Source organism: Porphyromonas sp. CAG:1061, assembly GCF_000435035.1.
GTDB classification, from domain to species: Bacteria; Bacteroidota; Bacteroidia; order Bacteroidales; family Porphyromonadaceae; genus Porphyromonas_A; species Porphyromonas_A somerae.
The window spans coordinates 23,609-25,446 of sequence record NZ_HF988894.1 but is presented as its reverse complement, the minus strand read 5'-3'; the positions used below and the strand labels follow the sequence as shown (position 1 = coordinate 25,446).

The 1,838-nt window shown below is 50.4% G+C and carries 1 protein-coding gene; it reads right to left on the bottom strand.

The genetic code is table 11. From position 1 onward, the window contains the following. Positions 1 to 106: 106 nt before the first annotated feature. Positions 107 to 1,838, bottom strand: a 1,732-nt coding sequence (locus tag QVO39_RS03305) for a RecQ family ATP-dependent DNA helicase (RefSeq protein ID WP_288171715.1), incomplete at its 5' end; no start/stop codon positions are given.

Below are 1,838 nucleotides of genomic sequence, written 5' to 3'. Positions count from 1 at the left end.
TGCAAACTTACAGCTAGCTGAATGGCACCCTGCGGGTGCGTCCGAACTGTCCGAACTGTCCGACTTGTCCGATAAGGAGCCAAAACAATCCGTGTTATAATATGCTTTAGAGGTAGGTGATGGTGCTACCCTTTACCACAATGGTGTGGTACTCGCCTTGGAGGTGCTCGATGGCACTCTGTAGTTCGTCGGGCGAGAGTTGTGGAAATTGGTTGTGTAATTGCTCGTGAGAGGTATTCCCTTCGGCTTTGAGGTAATCCTCTATTTCGTCAATGACTTTGTACGAAAGACCTTTGGGTGGGTGGCTGAGGCAGTAGTCACAATAACCGCAAGGAAGGGGATTGGTTTCGTCGAAGTAACTGACCAATTGCATCGCTCTACAGCAGTCGGAGGTGGTCATATATTGCTCCATTGCCTCCACACGTTCGCGGGCAGCGTTGTAGCGGCTTTGGTAGATCTCCTTTGGGATAACCAGTTCTTTGGCAGGCACCCGCTGGTCCATGTAGTAGATATAATCACTTATCTTGCCTGGGATATAATCTATCACGTGCCATCGCTTGAGGTTAATCAAAAGGAAATAGAGCTGCTCCCTTCGGATGCCTAGTGCACTGGCAATCTCTCGCTCGTCAATAGCACTATAGGCTGTAAATAGACCGGTATAGCGACGCATCAGGAACTCAAGGAGGTCGTCGTAGAGAGACTCTTTTTCATCAAACAGGGTGTAGAGCTGATTGCGATCGGTAGTAATCATCAATTGGCCAGCCTTATCGTGATTCTCTAAGTATTCCATATAGCCCGAGAGCTGTAGTATGGCCAGCGATGCTGTAACGACATGGCTGGGGATTTTGTACTGGGTACAGAAGTGGAAGAGGTCGAACTCATAGATTGCCCCTTCCCCACTCTCCACACCGAGTTGGAAGTAATTGCCGAGTGTATCATACACCTGCTTTACGGTCTCCTCCGGCGGAAACTCTCTATCAAGCATATTCCACAGGTATCGCTCATCACGTATCGGCTCATAGAGAAGTACGGCAAAGGCTCTCTGATTATCCCTTCCCGCCCTACCCGCTTCTTGGTAATAAAATTCGGGTGAAGGAGGGGGTGCAGGGTGTACCACTACCCGAACATCTTCCTTATTGATACCCATACCAAAGGCATTGGTGCAAACCATTATCCGCACTTCGCCAGACTGCCAGGCATTTTGCTTACGTGCCTTCACCTCTGGCGGAAGGAGGGCGTGAAAGTAATCGCTACAAAGTCCAAAGGAATTGAGGAGGTCGGAGATTTGCTTAGTCTTTTTACGGCTTCGCACATAAACGAGGGCACTCCCCTCAACACTGGAGAGGATATGGACCAACTCCCGAGCTTTATCCTCTGTCTGGCGAACCACATAGGTGAGGGCTCGGCGGTGAAAGCTCTTTTTGAAGAAGCGACTTCCCTCCTCAAAAAGTAGCTGTCGCTTGATATCCTCCACCACGAGAGAGGTAGCGGTAGCGGTAAGGGCGAGGAAGGGAAGGTGGGGTATGCGTTGGCGGAACTCCTTGATACGGGTATAGTGCGGACGAAAGTCGTACCCCCACTGACTGATACAGTGGGCTTCGTCGACCGCTACAAAGGAGATGGGGATACTTTCTAACCGACGCAGAAAGAGGGCATTGGTGAGTCGCTCAGGGGAGACATAGAGGAGTTTGTAATAACCAAAAGTACAATTATCTAGCACTGCCAACATCTCTCCCCTACTCTGCCCGCTATGAAGGTAGCCGGCACGAATATCATGCTTTCGGAGGCCATCGACCTGGTCTTTCATCAGTGCCACAAGGGGGGAGATGACTAGGGCT